Consider the following 275-nt stretch of genomic DNA (forward strand, 5'->3'; position numbering starts at 1 on the left):
TCAGGATGCGCTGACATCGGTCGGCCGGGCGTCGGCGAAGCGTCTGCAAAACGTATGGCACGGGCGCGCGGGGCCTTCACCCGACCTTTACGGCCAGCCCTTGCGCGCCCAGTTGCTCAGCGCGACTTGAAGAGCGAGCCGAGAATGCCGCGCACCAGCGCCTGACCCGTCTTGGTTCCAAGCTGGCGGACGAGGCTCTTGCCGAAGGCGGTGGCGAGGCTGTCGGAACGCGAGGACCGGCGACGCGAGGTTGACCGGCCGGTAGCGCGGTCATC

1 protein-coding gene is annotated in these 275 nt (G+C 68.7%); it reads right to left on the bottom strand.

All coding sequences use genetic code 11. From position 1 onward, the window contains the following. Positions 1 to 116: 116 nt before the first annotated feature. Positions 117 to 275, bottom strand: a 159-nt coding sequence (locus tag ABEB23_RS18325; protein WP_369077063.1) for a helicase HerA-like domain-containing protein, incomplete at its 5' end; no start/stop codon positions are given.

Source organism: Flavobacterium maritimum, assembly GCF_040049085.1.
GTDB classification, from domain to species: Bacteria; Bacteroidota; Bacteroidia; order Flavobacteriales; family Flavobacteriaceae; genus Flavobacterium; species Flavobacterium maritimum.